Source organism: Streptomyces phytophilus (genome assembly GCF_013870535.1).
Taxonomy (GTDB): Bacteria; Actinomycetota; Actinomycetes; order Streptomycetales; family Streptomycetaceae; genus Streptomyces; species Streptomyces phytophilus.
In genome coordinates, this window is record NZ_JACBXC010000966.1 from 1 (window position 1) to 2,356 (window position 2,356).

Here is a 2,356-nt window from a genome sequence, read left to right on the forward strand (position 1 = left end):
CGCGAGGTCGTCAGCGCCTTCCTCGCGGCCTCGCGCGAGGGGGACTTCGGTGTGCTGCTCACCCTGCTCGCGGCCAAAGACCGTCATCGGCTTCACGATCGCCGACGGCGTCATCGCCGGCATCGGCCTGATCGCCGAGCCGGAGCCGCCCGGGCGGCTTGAGCTGACGCTGCCGGGCGGCTGAGCCACCGCGGCCCGGCCCGACGGCCTCCCGCGACCTGGTGCCCTCGCGCGGGAGGCCGCTGCGGCCGGCGTTCAGCGCTCCTTCCCGGCCAGGAACTCCTCCCAGGTCTTGCGGCCGGTGACGGGCCCGACGGGCAGCAGGCGGCCGGCTCTGACCTTGGCGAGCCCCGGCAGCCGTACCGGTATCACCGGCCTGCGCCGGTGGCCGGTCCGCAGGTAGACGCGGACCATGTCGGCCCAGGTGGACTCCTGCGGGCCGCCCAGGTCTTCGACTCGGCCGGCCGGATCGCCGAGGGCCAGCTCGACGAGTCTGGCCGCCACCTCGTCGGGGTCGATCGGCTGTACCCGGAAGCCCGCCGGGACCGGTACCACCGGCAGCTTCGCCATGGACCGGGCACCGGAGAGGATGTAGTCGTAGAACTGGGTGAACCGCGCGATCGTCCAGGGCAGTCCGGAGTCCGCCACGGCCTGCTCGGAGTGGAGTTTGGAGCGGAAGTAGCCGAGGGACAGGGCGTCGGCGCCCACGATCGAGGGGTACACCAGATGCGGTGGCGTCGCCTGGTGTGAGGCCGCTTCCACGAGGTTGCCGGTTGCTGCTTCGTCGCCCTTCTTGCCGCTTGCGCAGTGCAGGATGACCGACGCACCGTCCACGGCGGCGTCGATTCCCGCACCGGTGATCAGGTCGCCCCGGACGAACTCCACGCCCTGCTCATGCTCCTTCCCGCGCCCGCGGCTGCTCCGGCTGAGCACCCGGACGTCGCGGCCGGCGTCCAGCAGGCGCGGGACGAGGAAGCGGCCAAGCGTTCCGGTGCCGCCCGTGACCAGAATGGGTGATGTCATCGTTCCTCTTCTCCTCCGTACGTCGTCAGCACCGCTTGCGCGAGTGACCGCCCTGACACGGCCCGGCGCGGGAGTGTGACCGACGGACGGGAAGAGGTTTCCGCGCGGTACCCCGGGGGAGAGCCGGGCCGTCGCCGCGGCGTCGTCCCCGGCCGGCGCCCAGGCGGCGGGGCAGTTCACGACCGGGTCCTCCCCATGGGGCACCGGTGGGCACCGCGTGGATCGCGCACGGCACGGGCGCCTGCCCGCCCCGGGGCGGGAGAGAGACGAGGAGATCGCGGAGGAGGAGAAGGCCCCGTGCAAGGCGTGAGGCGGCGCCTCAGACCTCGTATACCGCGCCCGCGCGCGCCAGTTCGACCGGTCCTTCGTACGCGCCCTTCGCGTCCCGCAGGTTCACCTGCGGGTCCGTCCACGGCGGGATGTGGGTCAGCACCAGCCGGCCCACTCCCGCCGCCGCGGCGGCCTCGCCCGCCTCGCGCCCGTTGAGGTGCAGGTCCGGGATCTCCTCCCGGCCGTGTGTGAACGCCGCTTCGCAGAGCAGCAGATCGGCGTCCGCGCTCAGCTCCGTCAGCGCCCCGCAGGGGCCGGTGTCGCCGGAGTAGACGAGGCTGCGGCCGCGGTGCTCGACGCGGAAGGCGTACGCCTCGACGGGGTGGCTGACCCGGTCCGCGTGCACTGTGAAGGGGCCGATCTCGAACGCGCTGCGCTCCAGCGCCCGGAAGTCGAAGACCTCGCTCATCGACGTCTCCGAGGGGGTGTCCGCGTACGCCGTGGTGAGCCGCTGCTCCGTGCCCTTGGGGCCGTAGACGGGGAGTACGTCGGCGGGGCCGCCGTCGTGGCGGTAGTAGCGCGCGACGAAGTAGGCGCACATGTCGATGCAGTGGTCCGCGTGCAGGTGGCTCAGCAGGATGGCGTCGAGGTCGTACAGTCCGCAGTGCTGCTGCAGTGCTCCCAGCGCGCCGTTGCCCATGTCGAGCAGGAGCGCGAAGCCCTCCGCCTCGACCAGGTAGCTCGAACACGCGGATTCCGCGGACGGGAACGAGCCCGAGCAACCGACGACGGTGAGCTTCATCGGGGAGGGACCTCCGGCACGGTCGGGACGGGGCGACGATGCCCCGCCGGCTCTGCCGAGGGTAAGCCGGGACGGGCCGCAGCGGTCCCCCGGCCATCCCGGTTGTGGGCGGAATCACCAGTATGGCGACGGGCCGCGGCCCGCGTGCCCACCTGGGCGGTGTCGGCGGGCGCCCCTACGATCGGGCGCATGGACGCCTCGTGGTGGCCGGCCGTCGTGGCCGTGGTGGTGCTGGCCGTGATCGCCGGGCTGGTCGACAGC

The 2,356-nt window shown here is 72.9% G+C and carries 2 protein-coding genes; both read right to left on the reverse strand.

The window, feature by feature from the left end:
• Positions 1 to 255: 255 nt before the first annotated feature.
• Positions 256 to 1,023: an SDR family oxidoreductase gene (locus H5J30_RS27825; protein WP_181790059.1), complete on the reverse strand. Its 768-nt coding sequence runs from the start codon at positions 1,021 to 1,023 to the stop codon at positions 256 to 258.
• 319 nt (positions 1,024 to 1,342) lie between these two features.
• Complete coding sequence (locus H5J30_RS27830; RefSeq protein WP_181790060.1) at positions 1,343 to 2,095, reverse strand: MBL fold metallo-hydrolase; 753 nt, start codon at positions 2,093 to 2,095, stop codon at positions 1,343 to 1,345.
• Between the last annotated feature and the right edge of the window lie 261 nt (positions 2,096 to 2,356).